This is a genomic window from Streptomyces sp. NPDC005648 (assembly GCF_040605395.1).
GTDB lineage: Bacteria > Actinomycetota > Actinomycetes > Streptomycetales > Streptomycetaceae > Streptomyces.
Window position 1 is genome coordinate 1 of sequence record NZ_JBEXCS010000087.1, and the last position, 22,045, is coordinate 22,045.

At 68.8% G+C, this 22,045-nt stretch carries 14 protein-coding genes and 1 pseudogene; 11 read left to right on the top strand and 4 right to left on the bottom strand.

Annotated features, from left to right (window positions below; genetic code table 11):
• Nucleotides 1-91: 91 nt before the first annotated feature.
• The 3 genes and pseudogenes from acnA to ABZT17_RS35405 all read left to right on the top strand — a co-directional run.
• Nucleotides 92-1,408, top strand: a pseudogene (gene acnA / locus ABZT17_RS35395) (aconitate hydratase AcnA); the annotation flags it as partial.
• A gap of 281 nt (nt 1,409-1,689) precedes the next feature.
• Nucleotides 1,690-3,213: an ATP-binding protein gene (locus ABZT17_RS35400; protein WP_356355206.1), complete on the top strand. Its 1,524-nt coding sequence runs from the start codon at nt 1,690-1,692 to the stop codon at nt 3,211-3,213.
• 222 nt (nt 3,214-3,435) lie between these two features.
• Nucleotides 3,436-4,548 (top strand): lytic polysaccharide monooxygenase, encoded by a 1,113-nt coding sequence (locus tag ABZT17_RS35405; RefSeq protein WP_356355208.1) that lies wholly within the window; start codon nt 3,436-3,438, stop codon nt 4,546-4,548.
• 111 nt (nt 4,549-4,659) lie between these two features.
• On the opposite strand, the gene ABZT17_RS35410 is transcribed toward ABZT17_RS35405, so the two are convergent.
• Nucleotides 4,660-5,025, bottom strand: a complete 366-nt coding sequence (locus ABZT17_RS35410) for a hypothetical protein (protein ID WP_356355210.1) — start codon at nt 5,023-5,025, stop codon at nt 4,660-4,662.
• Nucleotides 5,026-5,255: 230 nt separating this feature from the next.
• On the opposite strand from ABZT17_RS35410, the gene ABZT17_RS35415 reads away from it, so the two are divergent.
• The gene (locus ABZT17_RS35415; RefSeq protein ID WP_356355212.1) at nt 5,256-5,921 is read left to right on the top strand and encodes a response regulator transcription factor; all 666 of its coding nucleotides are present in this window, start codon (nt 5,256-5,258) and stop codon (nt 5,919-5,921) included.
• A 394-nt stretch (nt 5,922-6,315) separates the two neighbouring features.
• Here ABZT17_RS35415 and ABZT17_RS35420 read toward each other — a convergent pair whose 3' ends face one another.
• From ABZT17_RS35420 to ABZT17_RS35430, 3 genes are all read right to left on the bottom strand, one after another.
• Complete coding sequence (locus ABZT17_RS35420) at nt 6,316-6,471, bottom strand: hypothetical protein (protein ID WP_356355214.1); 156 nt, start codon at nt 6,469-6,471, stop codon at nt 6,316-6,318.
• Nucleotides 6,472-6,900: 429 nt separating this feature from the next.
• Nucleotides 6,901-8,901 carry a GAF domain-containing sensor histidine kinase gene (locus ABZT17_RS35425; protein ID WP_356355216.1) on the bottom strand — a complete coding sequence of 667 codons (2,001 nt, stop codon included), beginning with the start codon at nt 8,899-8,901 and terminating at the stop codon, nt 6,901-6,903.
• A 431-nt stretch (nt 8,902-9,332) separates the two neighbouring features.
• Entirely contained in the window at nt 9,333-13,136 is a 3,804-nt protein-coding gene (locus ABZT17_RS35430) for a GH92 family glycosyl hydrolase (protein ID WP_356355218.1), read from the bottom strand.
• A gap of 366 nt (nt 13,137-13,502) precedes the next feature.
• On the opposite strand from ABZT17_RS35430, the gene ngcE reads away from it, so the two are divergent.
• The 7 genes from ngcE (at nt 13,503) to ABZT17_RS35465 (ending at nt 21,868) form a co-directional block, all read left to right on the top strand.
• The gene (gene ngcE, locus ABZT17_RS35435) at nt 13,503-14,996 is read left to right on the top strand and encodes an N-acetylglucosamine/diacetylchitobiose ABC transporter substrate-binding protein (protein WP_356355220.1); all 1,494 of its coding nucleotides are present in this window, start codon (nt 13,503-13,505) and stop codon (nt 14,994-14,996) included.
• Between the two features lie 16 nt (nt 14,997-15,012).
• On the top strand, nt 15,013-15,939 hold the full coding sequence (locus tag ABZT17_RS35440; RefSeq protein WP_356355222.1) for a sugar ABC transporter permease: 927 nt from the start codon (nt 15,013-15,015) through the stop codon (nt 15,937-15,939).
• 4 nt (nt 15,940-15,943) lie between these two features.
• The gene (locus tag ABZT17_RS35445) at nt 15,944-16,867 is read left to right on the top strand and encodes a carbohydrate ABC transporter permease (protein ID WP_356355224.1); all 924 of its coding nucleotides are present in this window, start codon (nt 15,944-15,946) and stop codon (nt 16,865-16,867) included.
• 195 nt (nt 16,868-17,062) lie between these two features.
• Nucleotides 17,063-18,262 (top strand): ROK family transcriptional regulator, encoded by a 1,200-nt coding sequence (locus ABZT17_RS35450; RefSeq protein WP_356355260.1) that lies wholly within the window; start codon nt 17,063-17,065, stop codon nt 18,260-18,262.
• Nucleotides 18,263-18,384: 122 nt separating this feature from the next.
• Nucleotides 18,385-19,494, top strand: a complete 1,110-nt coding sequence (locus ABZT17_RS35455) for a substrate-binding domain-containing protein (protein ID WP_356355226.1) — start codon at nt 18,385-18,387, stop codon at nt 19,492-19,494.
• Nucleotides 19,495-19,754: 260 nt separating this feature from the next.
• Nucleotides 19,755-20,546: an ATP-binding cassette domain-containing protein gene (locus ABZT17_RS35460; RefSeq protein WP_356355228.1), complete on the top strand. Its 792-nt coding sequence runs from the start codon at nt 19,755-19,757 to the stop codon at nt 20,544-20,546.
• On the top strand, nt 20,543-21,868 hold the full coding sequence (locus tag ABZT17_RS35465; protein ID WP_356355230.1) for a sugar ABC transporter permease: 1,326 nt from the start codon (nt 20,543-20,545) through the stop codon (nt 21,866-21,868). Before ABZT17_RS35460 ends, ABZT17_RS35465 begins: the two co-directional genes overlap by 4 nt.
• Nucleotides 21,869-22,045 lie beyond the last annotated feature (177 nt).

Here is a 22,045-nt window from a genome sequence, read left to right on the forward strand (position 1 = left end):
TGATGCCGGCCGCGTCGAGGGGGTTGGGGCGGTTCGCGGTGGGCTTGCGGGACGGGGTGCGGGGCATGGTCAGACCTCCAGGAGGGTGTCGAAGGGCCTGACCCGCAAGCCGTGGGTCAAGACCACCCTCGCCCCGGGCTCGAAGGTCGTCACCGACTACTTCGACAAGGCCGGGCTCACCCCGTACCTCGACAAGGTCGGCTTCAACCTCGTCGGCTACGGCTGCACCACCTGCATCGGCAACTCCGGCCCGCTGCCGGAGGAGGTCTCCAAGGCCGTCAACGACCACGACCTCGCGGTCACCTCGGTCCTCTCCGGCAACCGGAACTTCGAGGGCCGTATCAACCCCGACGTCAAGATGAACTACCTGGCCTCCCCGCCGCTGGTCGTCGCGTACGCCCTCGCGGGCTCCATGAAGGTGGACATCACCCGTGACGCCCTGGGCGCCGACCAGGACGGCAACCCGGTCTTCCTGAAGGACATCTGGCCCTCCGAGGCCGAGGTCAACGACGTCGTGGCGAACGCCATCGGCGAGGACATGTTCAGCAAGTCCTACTCCGACGTCTTCGCGGGCGACGCCCAGTGGCAGGCGCTGCCCATCCCGACCGGCAACACCTTCGAGTGGGACCCGGAGTCCACGTACGTCCGCAAGCCCCCCTACTTCGAGGGCATGGAGCACGAGCCGGCCCCGGTCACCGACATCACCGGCGCGCGCGTCCTCGCCAAGCTGGGCGACTCGGTCACCACCGACCACATCTCCCCGGCCGGTGCCATCAAGGCCGACACCCCGGCCGGCAAGTACCTCACGGAGCACGGCGTCGAGCGCCGCGACTTCAACAGCTACGGCTCCCGCCGCGGCAACCACGAGGTCATGATCCGCGGAACGTTCGCCAACATCCGCCTGCGCAACCAGATCGCGCCGGGCACGGAAGGCGGTTACACCCGCGACTTCACCCAGGCGGACGCGCCGGTGTCGTTCATCTACGACGCCTCGCGCAACTACATCGAGCAGGGCACTCCGCTGGTCATCCTGGCCGGCAAGGAGTACGGCTCCGGCTCGTCCCGCGACTGGGCCGCCAAGGGCACCGCGCTCCTCGGCGTCAAGGCCGTCATCACCGAGTCGTACGAGCGCATCCACCGCTCCAACCTCATCGGCATGGGCGTCCTGCCGCTCCAGTTCCCGGAGGGCCAGTCCGCCGACTCCCTCGGTCTCACCGGCGAGGAGACCTTCTCCATCACCGGCGTCACCGAGCTGAACGAGGGCACCACGCCCCGTACGGTCAAGGTCACCACCGACACGGGCGTCGAGTTCGACGCGGTCGTCCGCATCGACACCCCCGGTGAGGCCGACTACTACCGCAACGGCGGCATCATGCAGTACGTGCTGCGCAGCCTGCTCCGCAAGTAAGCGGTCGAGTAAAGCGGTACAGAAAGCGGTACGGCAAGGCAGTCGAGAGCTGTCAGAGGGCCGCGTCCCCGGTTCGCCGGGGGCGCGGCCCTCGCCGTCGCTCATACCGCTGCGGACCGGAAAGCCGCAGGTCATCACCGATCAACAGGTGGAACACAGGGTTCCCTCAGCGGATCGGGACAGAATCAAGACATGTCAGGCACCTCCGTGTCCCGTACCGGCCCGGTCGCACCACACCGCGCGCGGCACGGGATCGCCATCAGACCTGCCGGGGACGGCAGATGACCCGCCGCCCGCGCGGAGCCTCCCTGCGCGCACGCCTGACGCTCATCGTCACAGCCACCCTGGTCGTCGTCTGCGCCGCGATGGCGCTGACCACCGTCCTCGTCCAACGCGCCTGTCTGATGGGCGAATTGGACGGCCGTGTCACCAACGCCGCCCAGCGCAGCCTGGGCGGGGCCCAGTTGCACCCGGACGACAGGGCCGACCTCTCCTTCCTCACCGGAAACGGCCGTCCCGCCGGTCTGCTCGCCGCCCGGCTGGACGCGGACGGCACCATCGTGGCGGCCGCGATCGTCGGCCAGGACGTCCCGCCGCGGAACCTGACCACCGCCCAGCGGGCCGCCCTCCGGGACATCGCGACCGACGGTTCCCCCCACACCCGTACGCTCCCGGGCCTCGGCGCCTACCGGATCGCCGCCGCACAGTCCGACGGCGTACGCGTCCTGACCGGGCTGCCGATGGACGACCTCCAGGACATGATCGGCGGCCTGGTGGAGGCGGAGACGGGTGTGGCCGCGGCCGGCCTGGTGGCGGCGGGAGCGGTCTGCGCGGTGGCCGTACGACGACAGCTGTGCCCCCTCGGCCGGGTCGCCGCCACCGCGGCCGAAGTCTCCCGCGTCCCCCTGGACCGCGGCGGGGGTCTCACCCGTGTTCCCGAACGGGACACCGACCCCGCCAGCGAGGCCGGCCAGGTCGGCGCCGCGCTCAACCGGATGATCGACCACATCGAGTCCTCCCTCGCCGAACGCCGGCGCGGTGAGGAGCAGGTGCGCCGCAGCGAGGAACGCATGCGCCGCTTCCTGGCCGACGCGAGCCATGAACTCCGTACCCCACTGGCCGCGATCGCGGGATACGCCGAGCTGATGAACCGCGGCACGGACCGCATCGAGCCGGTCCTGGCCTGGCGCCGGGTGTCGGCGGAGTCGGCCCGGATGACGGGTCTGGTGGAGGACCTGTTGCTGCTCGCCCGCCTGGACGAGGGGCGGCCGCTGGAATCCGACGAGGTGGACCTCGCGGCGGTGGTCGCGGAGGCGGTGTGGGACGCGCGGGCGGTGGACGCCGGTCACGAGTGGCGGCTCGTGCTACGGCCGGACGAGGCCTTGGCACCGGTCGTGGGCGACGCGACACGGCTCCACCAGGTGGTGGCCAACCTGCTGGCGAACGCCCGTACGCACACGCCCGCCGGCACGACGGTGGTCGCGGAGGTGGAGGCCACCGGGGAGCGGTGCGTGGTGCGGGTGCGGGACGACGGGCCGGGGATTGCGGCGGAGTTGCTCCCGAGCGTGTTCGAGCCCTTCACCCGGGCGGATGTCTCCCGGTCCCGGACGGCGGGCAGCGAGGGCGGCTCCGGCCTGGGGCTCGCGGTCGTGGCGGCGATCGTGGCGGCGCACGGAGGACGGATCGACGTACGGAGCGAACCGGGGTGCACGGAGTTCACGGTCGAGCTGCCCGCGGCGGGGGACAGGCCGATGACGCAGCGGGTGAACACGGCGATGGAGACACCGAAGGCGTCGATCCCCTAACGGGCGCACGGTTGATGCGCGTTTGTCTCCTGGTGCCGTACGCGCTCCGTTTACATCTGACCCGACCGGCGCTAACTTCCCCCACAGGGGTGGGAGCGCTCCCATTCAGGACGACGGACCGGAACCCGCCGCCCGGGCCGCTCCCACCCCGTTCCCACTCCGCTCGCCTTCGCGTCGTCGCGCACCCGCAACCTCACCGCCGTACCCGAAGGAATACATGTCATGATCCTGACAAGAGAGCAACATGGCCGATTAGCGTCCTCCACCCGCACTCGCACCCGCACCCGCACCCGCAGCACCCGCACCCGCGCCCTCTTCCTGGTGCTCGTCTCCCTGCTCGCCACCCTCCCCGCCCTCGCCCTGGTCGTCTCCGCGGGCGGCACGGCGGAAGCCCATGGCACGCCCATGAAACCCGGCAGCCGTACCTTCCTCTGCTGGCAGGACGGACTCACCAGCACCGGCGAGATCAAGCCGGTCAACCCGGCCTGCAGGGCGGCCCAACAGGTCAGCGGGACAACGCCGTTCTACAACTGGTTCTCCGTGCTGCGCTCCGACGGCGCCGGCCGCACCCGCGGCTTCGTCCCGGACGGTGAGCTCTGCAGCGGCGGCAACCCGAACTTCACCGGCTTCAACCTCCCCCGCAACGACTGGCCGTTGACCCATCTCACCTCGGGCGCGACCGTCGACTTCTCGTACAACGCCTGGGCTGCGCACCCGGGTTGGTTCTACGTGTACATCACCAAGGACGGCTTCGACCCGACCAAGCCCCTCACCTGGAACGACATCGAGGACAAGCCGTTCCTGACGGTCGACCACCCGCCGCTCAACGGCACCCCGGGCACGGTCGAGGCCAACTACTCCTGGTCCGGCAGGCTCCCCGACAACAAGTCGGGGCGGCACATCATCTACATGGTGTGGCAGCGCTCCGACAGCACGGAGACCTTCTACTCCTGCTCCGACGTCGTGTTCGACGGCGGCAAGGGAGAAGTGACGGGCATTCACGACCCGGGCAACCCGACCGATCCCGTCCCGGGCAAGTGCGAGGCCGCCCGCAGGACCACCAACAGCTGGAGCGGCGGCTACCAGTCCGAGGTCACCGTCACCAACACCGGTGACGTCCCCATGCTCGGCTGGATGGTCGACTTCACGCTCCCCGGCGGCCAGTCCGTGGCCAGCCTCTGGAGCGGCAACGCCACCTACACCGGCCAGGACGTGATGGTCCACAACGCCGACTGGAACGGCTCGCTCAGTCCGGGACAGAGCACGACCTTCGGATACGTCGTCTCGGGCGACGGAGGCGACCCGGCCACCACCCTGCCCTGCCAGGTGGGTTGAGCGAAGCGCCGCCGAACAGGTCGGCGGGGCCCGGTGGGCGTGAGCCGCAGCCCGCCGGGCCCTCCCCCCTTCACCGTGGACCGAGACGCCGGAGCGGGCGCCGGGGCCGTGTCAGCTGTCCGCGACCCAACGGAAGGCGAGGCGCCTGCCCTTGAGGTGGTCGTCGACGTCGAGTTCGTACATCGGGGTGTGGATGCCGAAGGCCTTCGCCTTCCACAGCACGATGCTGCCTCCCTCGATGGAGTCCCACTCGACCTCGGTCAGCCCGAGCTGAGGTCCGGTCGCCTCGACGAAGGCGACGAGCTGACCTCCCGAGTTCTTGATCTCGATGCCCTTCCACCAGTTCACGGCCCCGAGCAGGCTCAGCCGGAACTCGGTGATCTCCGGGTCGTCGGACTCGCTGAGCCGCAGCCTGATCTGGTCCTCCCGAAGACGCTCGGCCTTCTCCAGCTGGCTCCAGTCGACATGGATCGTCATCTTCCCCGCCCTCCCCGGCAGTCGGTGCCCCGCACCGGCCGGCGAGGCGGAGGCCATCCTGGGACGGAGGGGCGCCCGGGAGCCTGAGGCGGGTGTCCCGACGCGAAGAGGCGAACGTCCCGGCGGCGCCGGGGCACATCCCGTAGCGGCCGGGACGTCCACCGCCCCACACTGGGGGAAGCGGCCGCGCACGGCACCCCCCGATCCTCATCCGTGCCGCTGGAGGAACCATGGCCGAAGCCACCCCGGTCAGGGTGGTCATCGCGGACGATCACCCCATGTTCCTGCTCGGGCTCCGCGCGGCTCTCGCCTCCAGCGAGGAGGTCACCGTGGTCGGCGAGGCCACCACCGGGGAGGGACTGCTGGCCGTCGCCGACCGCACCACACCCGATGTGATCCTCACCGACCTCGCCATGCCCGGCCTCGACGGGGTGGCCGCCACCCGTGCCGTCGTCGCCGCACATCCCCGTACGGGCGTCCTCGTCCTCACCATGCACGAGGACGACGAGGCGCTCTTCGGCGCCCTGCGCGCCGGTGCGCGCGGCTATCTGCTCAAGGGTGCCGACGCCACGGAGATCGTTCGCGCCGTGCTTGCCGTGGCGGCCGGAGACGCGGTCTACGGAGAGCCCGTCGCCCGCCGCATCGTCGACTTCTTCACCGGCGCCCACCGCGACTACGCGGCCCGGGTGTTCCCCCAACTCACCGACCGGGAAAGGGAGATCCTGGATCTCGTCGCGTCCGGCCGGGGAAACCACGAGATAGCGCGGCGGCTGGTGCTGTCCGACAAGACGGTGCGCAACCATGTGTCGGCCATCCTGGCCAAGCTGCAGGTCCGCGACCGGGCCGCCGCGGTCGCCAAGGCCCGGGACGCCGGACTCGGTTCAGGGCGGCGGTGAACCCCGCCGTCGAGCCATACGGTGCGCTCGCCCTCTCGGCGATGTCCCGGAGCTCGCGGGAAGTCCGCCCGCGCGCCACGGGACCCACGCCTCATGCGGGCCGGTACGGAGGCGGTGCAGGGTCGGTGGCGGTGCAGGGTCGGTGGCGGCGTGATCGCACGCCCGCACCACGACACGGTCCCGAAGGGGGAATCAGCGTGTCTTCCACCCCACCCGAGGCCGAGCCGGGCTCGCGCGTCCTCGCGGCCCTCACTGCCCTGATCCCGTCGGCCGCCGGCGCCGGCGCCTGCGTCGCGTTCGCCCCGCGTGTGGCCGGCGTGGGGGAGTTCGCGGAGGTGACCGGGACCGCCGTCACCGTCGTCGTCGGACTGCCGTTCCTGCACCGGGCGACCCGTCAGGACGGGGAGCGAGCCGCGGCGCGGTCCTCCTCCCGACCGCCGGGAGCCAGCAGCGGGGTCGTTCGGCGGGCGGACGTCGTCGCCTCGTCCACCACGGTGGCCCTGTGCGTCGTACTGGCCGCGGCCGCGTTCTGGCTGACCGATCTGCTCACCACCTGGATGGGGACGGGCAGTCTGGGCTATCTGAACGGGAAGCTTCCCGACGGCGCCTCGGCGACGGCCCGCACCGTGGCGCTGCGCAGCCTGCCCGTCTTCGTCCCGGCCGTCTTCCTGATCTCCGTGGCGGTCGGTCACCGGCTGCGCGACCGCGCGGTGGGCGCCCTGAACACGGCGGTGCTGCCGTACACCGTCGCCGTGCTGACGTTCAATCAGTTTCTGCTCGCACACTGGGATTTCCTCGCTCCCGGCCAGGTCGAGCGCACTCCCGAGGACATCTGTCTGCCCCTTGTCTTCGGTGCGCCGGCCTGGCTCGTCTGCCGTCTCGGCCGGTCGTTCGCGGGCCGTACACAGGACGGCTACGACGCCTCGGAGACCGCTCGCCTCGGTGTCCGCGCCAGTTCCGGCCACCGGACAGCACGCCGTCAGCGTGGCTCCGGCGGCGCGCCGCCCCCGGTCGTGTCGCCGTCTCCCAGCGGCAGTACGGCGACGACGGCGGTGCCCTGCCCGGGTGGCGAGGAGATCCTGACGCTGCCTCCGAGAGCGGCGGCACGACGGCGTATCGAGGCCAGGCCGACTCCGTCGAGCGCATCGCCGATCCCGCGGCCGTCGTCGGCGACCACGATCCGCAGCTCCCGGCCGACCGCCCGCAGGGTGATTCTCGCCCGCCGTGCCCCGGAGTGCCGGACGATGTTGGTGAGCGCCTCCAGCACCAGCCGGTATGCGGCGGTCTCCACCTCCGGAGGCAGCGTGGGCAGCCCCTCGGCGTCCAAGGTCACGGCCACGGCCGGGGAGACGGTCCGCACGTGCCGCCGGACGGCCCCGACCAGGCCGAGGGTGTCGAGAGCCGTCGGGCGCAGGCCGTCGATGATGCGCCGCACCTCGGCGACGGAGACGGCGGCCTCCTCCTGGATCCGGAGCAACAGCTCCCGCGCACCGTCGAGGTCACCGCCGGCCAGCGCGTCGGCGACGGCCTGCAGCCCGAGCCGCATGCCGGACAGTGAGGGGCCGAGGCCGTCGTGCAGGTCGCGGCGGATCCGGTCGCGTTCCACGCGGGTGGCCGCGACCACCCGGTCACGTTCCACTTCCAGAGCCTGGGTCAGCTCCAACGCCCGCACCAGTACGGCTACTTGGGACGCGAGGGCGGAGAGCAGCCGGAGGTCGGCGTCGTTGTACCGCCGTGCCTGTGCGGGCGCGGTGATGTGCAGGGTGCCGACCTCACGGCCGGCGACGCGCAGGGGCAGCGCCGGGCCGGCGGGCGCCTTGCGTCCGGGCGGATCGCCGACCGCCCCGAAGGGGGTGCCATCGGGAGTGGTCACGACCGCGCCGGGGGCGTGTACGGCACGCAGGACGGAGCGGAGGGCGGCGGGCAGCAGGTCGGACTCCTCGGCGGTGGCGACGCGGTCGCCGAGGGTGCCGATCGCGTGCAGGGGATCCTGCCGGCTGCCGTACACGAACTGGTCGACCGTGTGCTGCAGTCTGCTGCGGAGGGGTGCCAGCAGGACGGCGACCAGCGCGGCGGCCAGCACACCGGGCAGCGGACGGTGGTTCAGGGCCCTGCCCGCGAGCGCCGTGACCATCAGATAGACGGCGATCACGACGGCGGTGAGGGCGCCGTAGACCAGCCCGCTGCGCAGCAGCCGCTCCACGCCGGACATGCGGTACTGCAGCACCGCGACGGCGACTGCCACCGGCAGCAGGAGGGCGAAGGAGGTGCTGATCAGCGCCACGCCGTTCGGCCAGGGCAGGAGTGAGAGGACCAGGTTCGGTCCCTCGACGCAGACCAGCAGCGCCAGCGGCTGCCGCCGTGGCGGCTCGGCCCGCGCGAGGCGTACGAAGGTGCCCGCCCAGACGGCCAGGGTGGACAGGGCGATCAGGGGCAGACAGAGGGTCAACTGGAGCGTGTGCAGCAGCCCCACGGGAAAACGCACCGGCGGGTCCAGCCTCCCGCCGAAGACATCCCGGTAGATGCTCGGGTCGAACGGCCCGCTCAGCGTCAGCAAGGCGATTCCGGCCGTGGCCCCGGCCACGGGCAGCCGCCACCAACGCGCCGGGAGCCGCCCGTCGGGATAGAACGCCAGCAGCAGCGACATCGACGCCAGCCAGCCGGGAATGTGCAGCCCGCAGGCCGCGAAGGCGGCCCATCTCGCCGCGGGCCACGCGGGGTCGGCGGCCGTGAGGCCGTACTCGCCGTAGGCCGCGAGCCCCAGGTGGACGCCGACACAGACGGCCGCACCGAGAATGATCCAGCCGACCGGGTTGCGGGGCCGCAGTACCACCAGGATCGCGCCCGTGAGCGCCCAGACCACGATGGTGGCGCCTACGGCGGCCACATACATGGGGTCACGCGAGACCCCTGCGCTCCGCGCCCCCGGCAGCGTCGTCGCCCAGCCGGCCAGTGCCACCGACGCGGCGCTGATCGACACCAGTGTCCAGGCTGTGCTCCGGGCCCCCACCGACCCAGTGTGCTCCGCGCGGGACCACACCGACCATCGGACGGCTCAGGTCGCGTCGCAACAACAAGCATGAGACGAAAGGGACTTGACCTGCTCTGGGCGGACCCGGTGGTGGTGGGTCGCTCCACCGGGTCCGCGAGCCGGGCAGGCCGGGGGAGTACCTGTCCGGGGGAGTTGGCTTGTGGCGACGTTGCGGTGCGACAACGTTGTCCAATGGTCTGTGCACGACTCTACTGCCTCAACCGCGAACGTTGTCAAACCAGTTGGGATGAGCCGCTCGGCCGTTCAGGACCCGCCGGCTGCCGATCGCCCGGAAGGCGGCCGGCGGCAGCCAGGCCGGGTCGACACCCTCGGCGAGCACAGGCACGGGAAGTGGCATGCGGCCTCCCCAACTCGGCGGTTCAGGCCAGGAGTTCGACCTCCGACAGCACCGCCTCGCCGTCGAGCACCAGGCGGTACTTCCCGTACGTACCCGGGGACCCCACGGTGAACGCCCGTGTCTGCCGGTCCCATGGGAAGGACTCCCCGGACCGCCGGTCCAGGGTCTTCCAGGTGGTCCCGTCGTCGTCCGAGCCCTGGAGGGTCCAGCCGGTCGGCGCCTTGGTGTGGTCGGTGGACGAAGTGAGCGTGTACTGAAGGCCCTTGACCGGTCCGGGCACCGGCAGGTCCACGCTCGTCACGGTCGCGTCCGTCGCCGAGGTGTTGTCGAACAGTGCCCCGTCACCCTTCAGCACGTCCGCACGCGGCGTCGGCACCTTGTCGTCCTGGGTGATGGAGACGGGGGCGTCGTTCTCGCCCGTGCCCCACGAGGACGGCTTCGGACCCATGTCGAACTCCAGGACCCCGCCCTTGGAGAGCAGCGAGTGGGGGAGCGAAGTCGACGTCCAGGTACGGCCGTTGACCTTGAGCCCCTGCACGTACACGTTGGCCGCGCTGTTCTTCGGTGCCTTGACGACGAGATCCTGACCGTTCTCCAGATGGACCGTCGCCTTCCTGAAGAGAGGGGAGCCGACGGTGTACTCGCCGCTGCCCATCACCAGCGGGTAGAAGCCGAGTGCCGAGAACAGGTACCAGCCGGACTGCTCGCCGTTGTCCTCGTCGCCGTGGTAGCCCTGCCCGATCTCGCTGCCGGTATAGAGCCGGGAGAGGATCTCCCGGACCGCGGCCTGGGTCTTCCAGGGCTGTCCGGCCGCGTCGTAGAGGTACGGGATGTGGTGGGCGGGCTGGTTGGACTGCCCGAGCATGCCCATCCGGGTGTCGCGGGCCTCGATCATCTCGTGGATGACGCCGGGATACGAGCCGATGAACCGCGGGTCGGCCGTCTCCGGGGTCGCGAAGAACCGGTCGAGCTTCTTCGCCAACCCGGCCTGTCCGCCGTACTCGTTGGCGAGGCCCCTCGTGTCCTGGGGGACCGTGAACGCGTAACCCCAGCCGTTGCTCTCCGTGTAGTCGTAGCCCCAGACCCGCGGATCGTACGTGGAGGCGTCCAGCCGCCAGTCGCCCCTGTCGTCCCGGCCCTGGAAGAAGTCGGCCTGCTTGTCGAAGAGTTGGACGTAGTCCTGGGCGCGGTTGAGGAAGTACTCGGACTCCTCCTTATACCGCTCCTCACCCGTGTTCCGGTAGAGCGCCCGGCCCATCCGCGCGATGCCGTAGTCGTTGATGTAGCCGTCCATCGCCCAGGAGAAGCCCTGGTTCGTGGAGGTGGCGGTGTAGCCGAGGAACGGCGAGGTGGCCATGCCCTTGCGGCCCACGCCCGACATCGGCGGCGCCACTGTCGCGTTCTTCACGGCCGCGTCGTACGCCGCCTTCGCGTCGAACTTCACGCCCTTGACGTACGCGTCAGCGAAGGCCACGTCCGAGGAGGTGCCGGTCATCAGGTCGGCGTACCCGGGTGAGGACCACCGCGAGGTCCAGCCGCCGTCCTTGTACTGCTGCACGAACCCGTCGACCATCTCGCCCGCCTGAGTGGGCGTCAGCAGCGAGTACGCGGGCCAGGTGGTCCGATAGGTGTCCCAGAAGCCGTTGTTGACGTACACCTTGCCGTCGACGATCTTCGCGCCGGTGTGGGTCGGGGTGTCAGGAGCGGGCATCGGCGAGAAGGGCGAGGCGTACTGGTACGTCGAACCGACCTTCTCGTAGCCGGAGTCGGGGTACAGGTAGAGCCGGTACATGCTGGAGTACAGCGTGGTCAGCTGGTCCGGCGTCGCGCCTTCGACCTCGACCTTGCCGAGCAGCCGGTCCCAGGTGCGCTGGGCCCTGTGCTTCACCGTCTCGAAGGACGTGCCGTCCGGGATCTCCTGGCGCAGGTTGTCCTTCGCCTGGTCGATGCTGATGAGGGAGGTGGCCAGGCGCAGGGTCACCGTGTGGTCGTCCCCCGCGTCGAACCGCAGATAGCCCTTGACCCCGCTCGACGAGCCGTCCGTCACGGGCTTGTCGAAGACGCCGTAGACGAACAGGCGGGTCGCGCCGGTCGACAGCCCGGACTTGACGTCGGAGTAACCGGTGACGATCCCGTTCTCCCTGTCGAGGGTGAGTCCCGCCTGCTCCGTCACATTGTCGAAGATCACGCTCGCGTCGTCGCCGGGATAGGTGAAGCGCAGCTCCGCCGCGTGGTCGGTCGGGGCCATCTCGGCCTTGAGACCGTTTTCGAAACGGACTCCGTAGTAGTACGGCCGCGCGGTCTCGTTCTCGTGCCGGAACGCCAGCTCCCGCGCCTCGCGCCCGGTGTCCGGCGTGCCGGAGGCCGCCGACGGCATCACCTGGAACGTCTGCCGGTCACCCATCCAGGGGCTCGGCTCATGACTCGCGCTGAACGCCTGGATCGTCGGCACGTTGTCGTCGTTGTTGGCGCGTGCGTAGTCGTAGAGCCAGCTCAGCGAGTTCGCGTTCGTCACCGGCGTCCAGAAGTTGAAGCCGTGCGGCATCGCGGTCGCCGGAAAGTTGTTTCCGCGTGAGAAGCCGCCGCTGGAGTTGGTGCCGCGGGTGGTGAGCGCGTAGTCGGAGAGATGCGCCTTCGGTTTCTCCGGGGCGGCCTCCCGGAGCGCGATGTCGTCCAGCCAGCCACGGAACCTCGCCGGGCCCCTCGGGGAGTCGTACCCGACCAGGATCCGGTCGACGGTCCTGCCCGCCGCGACCGACCCGATCCGCGAGACCACGTTGTTCCACTGGTTGACGTAGAGGATCTTGGCCGCGCCCTGTCCCTGCGGGGAGAGCGCGAAGCCGTGCTGGTCGGTGGCGCCGAGGTCGCTCAGACGGGTGCCGTCCGTGAAGGCCAGGTCCACCGAGACGTTCGTGGCGTCGTAGTCCCGGTCGCCGTCCGCCATCTGCGGATAGATCCGGTACGACAGCCGGGTGTCGCGGCCGACGGCCACGTTCACGTCGAAGATCTTGTTGTACGAGTACGCCCGTCCGTCGGCGGTGTGCCGACCGGCGTAACGCAGGGCTCTCTTTCCGGTGAACCCGGCCGCGGCCTTGGCCGTGGGGGAACCGCTCGGCCCGTGGTCCACCAGCGACAGCATGTCCTCGGGGGCCGGGGCGCCGCTGCCGCCCGTGGAGAGCTGCAGATCGGCGAGCTGCAGCAGGCCGGCGCCGTGGTTCCCGGTGATGTCGAGCCGGAAGTGCGCGTACTCGGCCGGCTCGGCGAGGTCGTACGACTTGGTCTGGAACCGTTCGGCGAACGACTCACCGGAGCGGCTGTCGAGGGTCTTCCAGTCCTTGCCGTCGGTGGAGCCCTGAAGCGTCCAGTCCTGGGGGTCGCGCTCCTCCTCGTCGTTCGCGGAGGTGAGCGCGTACCTCACGATCCTCGCCGGCTTGTCGAGGTCGTACTCGACCCAGCCGGTGGGATGGAAGGTCAGCCATTTCGTGGCGGCCTCGCCGTCCGCGAGGTTCTCCTTCACCTCGCCGCCGTCGGTGTTCTCCGCACTGGCGCGGACGTCGGTGACATGGTCGTCGACAGTGCCGGGGATGCCGCTGCTGAAGCCGCCGTCGACGCCCGACGCCCGTTTCCCGCCGTCCGGCGCGGTGTCGACCGTGTCGGTCCAGTCCGGCGCCGGATCACCCGCCTCGAACGAGGACGCGAACGACCGGTCGGCCTTGGCGGCCGCGCCGGGAAGGGCGACCGCCACTCCCTGCGAGCTCGCCGCCAAAGCAAAGGCGGCCGCCCAAACGACCGCCGGACCATATCTGTGCCGAGCTCTGCGCCCCATGGACCAGACCCTCCCTGCGCTCTTCGGGACAACGTTGTCAATGTTGTGCGCAGAGACCAGTAGTGGGTCAAGTGGCCAGTGATGTCAAGGGTGTTGAGTGTGGCATTCGGGGCCTATGTCGCGGATTTTTCCGGCAAGCGGTATACAGGGCGCTCATATTTCCGCGAGGTCTCAACTCGGAAAAGACCAATGGCCAACCTTGCATTCGATCTTGCTCCGTTGGCGGGAAGTGGACTATACCTGTCGGCGATTCACACGATCGGTACGACATGATCCACGCATAGTGCACGACCCTGCTTGACCTGACCGCGGTGCCCGGAGGAAACCGGTTACCGCCTGAGTCCTGGAGAAGGCGAGGACTTGAGCATGGGATCCACTTCCGCCGAGCACGACAACGAGAACCAGAGCACCGAGAGCGCGAACACCGAGAGCCGGAACACCGCGGGCCTGGGCCGCCGCGATCTGATCAAGCGGTCGGCCGCGCTCGGACTGATCTCCGTTCCCACGATGAGCTTTCTGTCCGCGTGCGCCAGCAGCGGCGGCGACAGCGGCAGCAAGGCCAAGGCGGGCAAGAAGACCGCCAAGAACCCGCTCGGCGTCAACGAGACCGCGCAGATGGAGTTCGTCCTCTTCGACGGCGGCTTCGGCAAGGAGTACGCCCAGGACGCGGTGAAGATCTACCAGAAGGACTTCCCGAAGGCGAAGGTGAAGTTCTCCGCCACCCAGAAGATCCAGTCCACGCTCCAGCCCCGGTTCAACCAGGGCACCCCGCCGGACCTGATCGACAACTCCGGCGCCGAGCAGATGGACATGGGCGTGCTGGTCGGCAAGAGCCAGCTCTCCGACCTCACGCCGCTGCTCGACGCCCCGTCCTACGACGACCCGGGCAAGAAGGTCCGCGACACGCTCCGCCCCGGCATCGTGGAGATGGGCCAGTTCGACGGCAACCCCGTCTGGATCATGTACTACGCGTACACGGTCTACGGCGTCTGGTACTCGCAGAAGGCGCTCGACTCGCTGGACGCGGAGTACCCGAAGACCTGGGACGAGATGCTCGCCGTCTGCGAGAAGGCCAAGAAGAAGGGCATGGCGGGCTGGACGTACGCGGGCAAGTACCCGTACTACATCCCCTTCTCGCTCTATCCGATGATCGGCAAGGTCGGCGGTCGCGAGGTCCTCGACGCGATCGACAACCTGGAGCCGAACGCCTGGAAGAACCCGGCCGTCAAGGCGTGTTTCGACGCCTACTACGAGCTCTACAAGAAGGGCTACATCCTCAAGGGCACCCCCGGCCTCGACCACATCCAGTCGCAGACCGCGTGGGCCAAGGGCAAGGCGCTGTTCATCCCGAACGGCTCCTGGGTGGAGAACGAGTCGGCGAACGTCATCCCGGCCGACTTCAACCTGGCCGTCTCCGCGCCCACCGGCATCGACTCCTCCGACAAGATGCCCTTCGGCACCATCTGGGCCTCCGGTGGCGAGCCGTTCATCGTCCCGGCCAAGGCGAAGAACCCCGAGGGCGGTATGGAACAGCTGCGCATCATGCTCAGCGAGGCGTCCTCGAAGAACTTCACCAGCAAGGTGAAGTCGCTGACCGCGTACAACGGCGGCACGTCGGGCATCTCTCTGACCCCGGGCCTGACGTCCGGTGTGGCGGCGCTGAAACTGGCCGGTGACAACGTCCTCAACCCGCGTCTGCAGGACTGGTACGTACAGCTGCAGAAGGAGCAGATCGGTGTGGCGGGCCTCGGCGAGATGATGGCCGGCCGGCTCACCCCGGCGGAGGCCATCAAGAAGATCCAGGGCTTCGCCGACGCGGCCGCGAAGGACTCGTCGATCAAGCACTACAAGCACCAGTAAACGGACCGGAGAAGGCATGCAGCACGGCAAGTACCGGTTCATCGTGGGGTTTCTGGCACTGCCCCTGGGACTGTACGCGCTCTTCGTGGTCTGGCCGTTCATCCAGTCCATCTACTACTCGTTCACGGACTGGACCGGCCTGAGCCCCGAATTCAAGATGGTGGGCTTCGACAACTACAAGAGGATGTTCCACGACGAGATCTTCTGGAAGTCGCTGGAGCACAGCCTTCTGTTCGCGCTCGTGCTGCCGCTGGTGACGATCAGTCTGGCGCTTTTCTTCTCCTTCATGATCAATGTGGGCGGACGCAGAAGGAGGGGCGGCCCGGTCGTCTCCGGAGTCCGGGGCTCCTCCTTCTACAAGATCGTCTATTTCTTCCCGCAGGTCCTGTCGATCGCGATCGTCGCCCTGTTGTTCGCGTTCGCGTACAATCCGGACAGCGGCGCGATCAACTCCCTGCTGCGCGGCATCGGTCTGGACAGCGTCCAGCCGCTGTGGCTGGGCGACCCGAGCCTGGCGCTGTGGTGTGTGATGGCGGTGCTCGTGTGGTCCACGGTGGGCTTCTTCGTGGTCCTGTTCTCCGCCGGTATGGCCTCCATCCCGGCGGACCTGTACGAGGCCGCGCTGCTCGACGGGGCGAACCGCGCCACCACGTTCTTCCGGATCACCCTGCCGCTGCTGTGGGACACCGTGCAGTCGGGCTGGGTGTACATGGGCATCCTCGCCCTGGGGGCCGAGTCCTTCGCGGTCGTGCAGATCATGACGACCGGACCGGGCGGCCCCGACTACTCGACCACCGTCATGGTCCTGTACGTGTACCAGAAGGCGTTCCGGGACGGACAGGCCGCCTACGCGACCACCATCGGCGTCGCCCTCCTCTTCGTCACGCTGCTCTTCGCGGCGATCGTGATGCGGCTGGGCCGGCGCGAGCGGCTGGAGTACTGATCCGATGAAGACGACCGACACCCACGCCTCCGTTCCGGCCGAGTCCGGCGCCACCCTCTCCAAGATCGACGTCCCGTCCGCCGCGCCCGCGAAGGAAAGGAAAGAGGGCCGCGTCCTCAACGTCTTCTCCCACGGGATGCTCGTCCTGTGGGCGTTCATGGTGGTCATGCCGCTGCTGTGGGCGGTGATGACGTCCTTCAAGGACGACAGCTCCATCTTCAGCTCGCCCTGGGCGCTGCCGGACAAGCTGCACTTCGACAACTGGGCGCGGGCCTGGACCGACGCCAACATGAGCGACTACTTCCTCAACACCATTCTGGTGGTGGGCGGTTCACTCATCGGCACCCTGGTGCTCGGCTCGATGGCGGCCTATGTGCTGGCCCGCTTCGACTTCCCCGGAAACCGTTTCATCTACTTTCTGTTCATCGGCGGCATGAGCTTCCCGATCATGCTGGCACTGGTCCCGCTGTTCTACGTGGTGAACAACATGGGCCTGCTGAACACCATCCACGGGCTGATCCTGGTCTACATCGCCTACTCGCTGCCGTTCACGGTGTTCTTCCTCACCGCGTTCTTCCGCACGCTGCCGACCTCGGTGGCGGAGGCGGCCTTCGTCGACGGGGCCTCGCACACCCGGACCTTCTTCCAGATCATGCTGCCGATGGCCAAGCCCGGCCTGATCAGCGTGGGGATCTTCAACTTCCTGGGGCAGTGGAACCAGTACATGCTGCCCACGGTCCTCAACACCGACCCGGACAAGCGGGTCCTCACCCAGGGCCTGGTGCAGCTCGCCGCCAGCCAGGGCTACAAGGGCGACTGGTCAGGGCTCTTCGCGGGCCTGGTGATGGCGATGCTGCCGGTGCTGGCGGCGTACATCGTCTTCCAGCGGCAGGTGGTCCAGGGACTCACCGCGGGGGCGCTCAAGTAACGACCGCACGACCGGCTCGCGCGCCGTCCCCGCCCGGCTCGGGGACGGCGCGCGATCATGCGTGCGCGGGGTGTACAGAGACCTCGATCCGGTTCAACCTCTTGACGGGAGGTGACCCGAACGGCTCAGCTTAGAGTTCACTAGTTGGACATAGACGGGGCCTCACCGAAGCGGTCCCGCGCGCAGGAGGTCGTCGTGGAGACTCCGGGGTCGCAGTCGTCACTGCACAGAGCCAACCTGGAGCGGGTCGTACGGGCCGTCCGGCTGGCCGGGTCACTCACGCAGGCGGAGATCGCCAGAACCACGGGGCTGTCCGCCGCCACGGTCTCCAACATCGTCCGCGAACTCAAGGACGGCGGAACCGTCGAGGTCACGCCCACGTCGGCGGGTGGCCGCAGGGCCCGCGCGGTCTCCCTGAGCGGGGACGCCGGCATTGTCATCGGCGTCGACTTCGGCCATACGCATCTGCGGGTCGCAGTCGGGAACCTCGCCCACCAGGTGCTGGCCGAGGAGTCCGAGCCGCTGGACGTGGACGCCTCCGCGGCGCAGGGCTTCGACCGGGCGGAGGAGCTGGTCAATCGCCTGATCAGCGCAACGGGCGTCGACCGGTCCAAAGTCGCCGGCATAGGGCTCGGCGTGCCCGGTCCGATCGACCTCGAGTCCGGCACGCTCGGCTCGTCCGCGATCCTGCCCGGCTGGATCGGCACCAGGCCCGCCGAGGAGCTGCGGGGGCGGCTCGGCGTACCGGTGCACGTGGACAACGACGCCAACCTCGGCGCCCTCGGTGAACTGGTGTGGGGCAGCGGCAGAGGCGTCCGTGATCTTGCTTACATCAAGGTCGCCAGCGGTGTCGGCGCCGGGCTGGTGATCAGCGGGAAGATCTACCGCGGCCCAGGTGGCACAGCGGGAGAAATCGGTCATATTACTCTTGATGAATCCGGCCCTGTCTGCCGCTGTGGCAACCGCGGCTGTCTGGAGACCTTCGCGGCCGCGCGCTATGTGCTGCCGCTCCTCCAGTCCAGCCACGGCACCGATCTGACGATGGAAGGCGTCGTACGCCTGGCCAGGGACGGAGACCCGGGCTGTCGTCGGGTGATCGCCGACGTCGGCCGACACATCGGTTCTGGAGTCGCCAATCTCTGCAACCTGCTGAACCCGAGCCGCGTGGTCCTGGGCGGTGATCTCGCCGAGGCCGGTGAGCTGGTGCTCGGGCCTATCAGAGAGTCCGTCGGCCGCTACGCGATCCCCAGCGCGGCGCGTCAACTGTCCGTTCTCCCCGGGGCACTTGGGGGTCGTGCGGAGGTGCTCGGAGCGCTCGCTCTCGCACTGAGCGAGATGGGCGATTCGACCCTTTTGGACGGCACCTTGTCGACTGCGACACCTGCCTTCACTTAGAGAACGCATGACGCCGTTGCCATCTCGTTAAGTATTTACTTCTTGACGTCGCACGTGCGGCCGAGTTGACTTCCAGCCACCTCGGCCGCAGCGTTGCGGCCCTGTCAGGGAGGCACCCCCAAATGAACGCAACGATGCGTAGAGTCGTCATCGGTACCGTGGCGGCTTCGATGGCCGTCACGCTGGCCGCCTGTGGCAAGGCCGGCGACAAGAAGAGCTCCGACAACAGCTCTTCCAGCAGCAGTGGCTCGAAGACCGGCTCCATCGGTCTGCTGCTCCCCGACAGCGTGACCACGCGCTACGAGAAGTTCGACAAGCCGTACTTCGAGGCGAAGGTCAAGCAGCTCTGCTCCGGCTGCGACGTGCAGTACGCCAACGCCAACGCCAACGCGACCACGCAGGCCCAGCAGGTCAGCACGATGATCACCAAGGGTGTCAAGGTGATCGTCATCAGCGCCCAGGACTCGGCCGCGATCAAGTCCTCCATCCAGCAGGCGGTCGACAAGGGCATCAAGGTCGTCGCCTACGACCGCCTCGCCCAGGGCCCGGTCTCCGCCTACGTCTCCTTCGACAACGTCAAGGTCGGCGAGCTGCAGGGCCAGGCCCTGCTGACCGCGCTCGGCTCCAAGGCGACCAAGTCGTCGAAGATCGTCATGATCAACGGTGACGACAACGACCCGAACGCCGGGCAGTTCAAGAAGGGCGCCCACAGCGTCCTCGACGGCAAGGTGAACATCGCCTACGAGCAGTCCGGCCTCTGGAAGGACACCGTCGCCGCCCAGAAGATGTCCGCGGCGATCACCCAGCTCGGTGCCAAGAACATCGCGGGCGTCTACTCCGCCAACGACGGCATGGCCGGCGGTATCGCCACCACGCTGAAGGGCGCCGGCATCTCCGGCATCCCGCTGACGGGTCAGGACGCCGAGCTCGCCGCCATCCAGCGGATCGTCTCGGGCACGCAGTCCGCGACCGTCTACAAGGCCTTCAAGCCGGAGGCCGAGGCGGCCGCCACGCTCGCCGTCGACCTGCTCCAGGGCAAGAGCATCTCGTCCCTGGCGACCAGCACCCAGACCAGCGGCTCCGGCGACAAGGTGCCCTCGCAGCTGCTGACCCCGGTGTCGGTCACCAAGGCCAACATCAAGGACACGGTGGTCAAGGACGGGCTCTACACCGTCGCCCAGATCTGCACCACCCAGTACGCGTCGGCCTGCAAGGCGGCCGGCCTCCAGTAGCCCTCCCGAGTGGGCGCGCTCACGGCGAGCGGGCCCACTCCCGAGCCGCTGAAGCAAGGGCCGCCCCGCGGCGGCCCCCGCGAACCCCGCCGACGCCCGCCCCGGCCTTCATACCCCGCTGCCGGGACGGGCGTCGGACGGAACCGTTGCCAACGGCAGCGGATTCGCGCATGTTCATCTTGTAAACCTCGTGCGTTCGCGCACGTCGCTCCGCGCATTACCCCGAGCGCGGCATCCCCGCCGGTCAGGCGGCGAAGGAGATGGTTCACGTGTCCGCTACGCCCGTGCTGGCGTTGCGCGGAGTCTCCAAACGATTCGGTGCGGTCCAGGCCCTCACCGATGTCGATCTGGAGGTCCACGCCGGAGAAGTCGTCGCCCTGGTCGGCGACAACGGCGCAGGGAAGTCGACCCTGGTCAAGACGATCGCCGGTGTCCACCCCATCGATGAGGGCGTCATCGAATGGAGCGGCAAGCCGGTCGGTATCAACAAGCCGCACGACGCCCAGGGACTCGGCGTCGCGACGGTCTACCAGGACCTCGCCCTGTGCGACAACCTCGACGTGGTCGGCAACCTCTTCCTCGGCCGCGAGCTGCTGCGCCGGGGAGTCATCGACGAGGTGTCGATGGAGAAGCAGGCCCGCGACCTGCTGAGCACGCTCTCCATCCGCATCCCGAGCGTGCGCATCCCGATCGCGAGCCTGTCCGGTGGCCAGCGCCAGGTCGTCGCCATCGCCCGCGCCCTGATCGGCGACCCCAAGCTCGTCATCCTGGACGAGCCCACCGCCGCCCTCGGCGTCGAGCAGACCGCGCAGGTCCTCGACCTGGTCGAGCGGCTGCGCGAGCGGAACCTCGCCGTCATCCTGATCAGCCACAACATGGCCGACGTGAAGGCGGTCGCGGACACCGTCGCGGTGCTGCGCCTGGGCAAGAACAACGGTTCCTTCCCGGTGAAGACCACCAGCCACGAAGAGATCATCGCCGCGATCACCGGTGCCACGGACAACGCCGTGACCCGTCGTGCGGGGCGTCGCAGCACGGAGGCGGCAAAGTGAGCGACACGTCCAACACCGTGAGCAAAGAAGAGCCCGAGCTGGAACACCAGAACACCGTGGCTCCCGCCGACGACCCCACGGCCGCGCCCGTCAGCGTCGTCGACCCGCGCCTGCTGGTGCGTGAAGAGGGCTTCAAGGGCTACCTCACCGAGTTCAAGCGCAAGGTGAAGGGCGGCGAGCTGGGCTCGCTGCCGGTCGTCATCGGCCTGATCGTCATCTGGACGATCTTCCAGCTGAAGAACGATCGTTTCCTCAGCGCCGACAACCTCTCCAACATCACCTACTTCCTGTCGGCCACCGGCATGCTCGCCATCGGCCTGGTGTTCGTGCTGCTGCTGGGCGAGATCGACCTGTCCGTCGGCTCGGTCAGCGGTCTGGCCTCGACGCTGTTCGCCGTGTTCGTGGTCACCCACGGCCTGAACCCATGGCTCGGCCTGGTCCTGGCGATCCTCGTCGGTATCGGTATCGGTGCCCTGCAGGGCTGGATCTTCGCGAAGATCGGTGTACCGGCGTTCGTCGTCACCCTGGCCGGCTTCCTCGGCTGGAACGGTCTGATGCTGTGGCTGCTGGGCTCCAGCGGCACCATCAACATCCCGTCCGACTCCGGCCCGGTGCACCTGCTCGGCCAGAGCTCCTTCTTCATGGACCAGGCCATCATCGGCGCCTACCTGCTGGCCGGCCTCGGCGTGCTGTCCCTGCTCGTGGGCTCGTTCATGGAGCAGAAGCGCCGCAAGGCGGCCGGGGTGCCGTTCCGGCCCACCAGCGAGATCCTGCTGCGGGTCATCGCGCTCGCCGTGGCGTCCTTCGCCGCCGCGGCCGTGCTGAACAACGCCTCCGGCGTCTCGAACGCCCTGGTGATCTTCCTCGCCGCGCTGGTGATCGTCGACTTCGTGCTGCGCCGCACCACGTACGGCCGCAAGGTCTTCGCGGTCGGCGGCGGTATCGAGGCGGCCCGGCGTGCCGGTATCAGCGTGCCGATGATCCGGATCACCGTGTTCGCCATCTCCGGTGGCTTCGCGGCCGTCGGCGGTATGTTCTTCGCCGGCCAGACGGCCAGCGCCACGCTGAACGCCGGTGGCGGCAACACGCTGATGCTGGCCATCGCGGCGGCGGTCATCGGTGGTACGTCGCTGTTCGGCGGCCGGGGCTCCGTGTGGTCCGCGCTCCTCGGCATGCTGGTCATCCAGTCGATCCAGACCGGACTCGACCTGCTCAACATGAACACGTCGATCCAGTACATGATCACCGGTGCGGTTCTGCTGGGCGCGGTCATCATCGACTCCGTCTCGCGCAGGAGCCAGAAGGCCGCCGGCCGCGCGTAACCGTTCTCCGAAACCCTGTGCCCGGTACCAACGGCGGTACCGGGCACAGTCATGTCATAGCCGGGGCCGATCCTGGGTACAGCCGATCGCGTGACCTACGACGCACCGCCCGGGCGCCGTCCGCAAAGGCGGAACATTAGACTCGACAAGCCCGGCAACAGCTCGATCAGCTTTTAC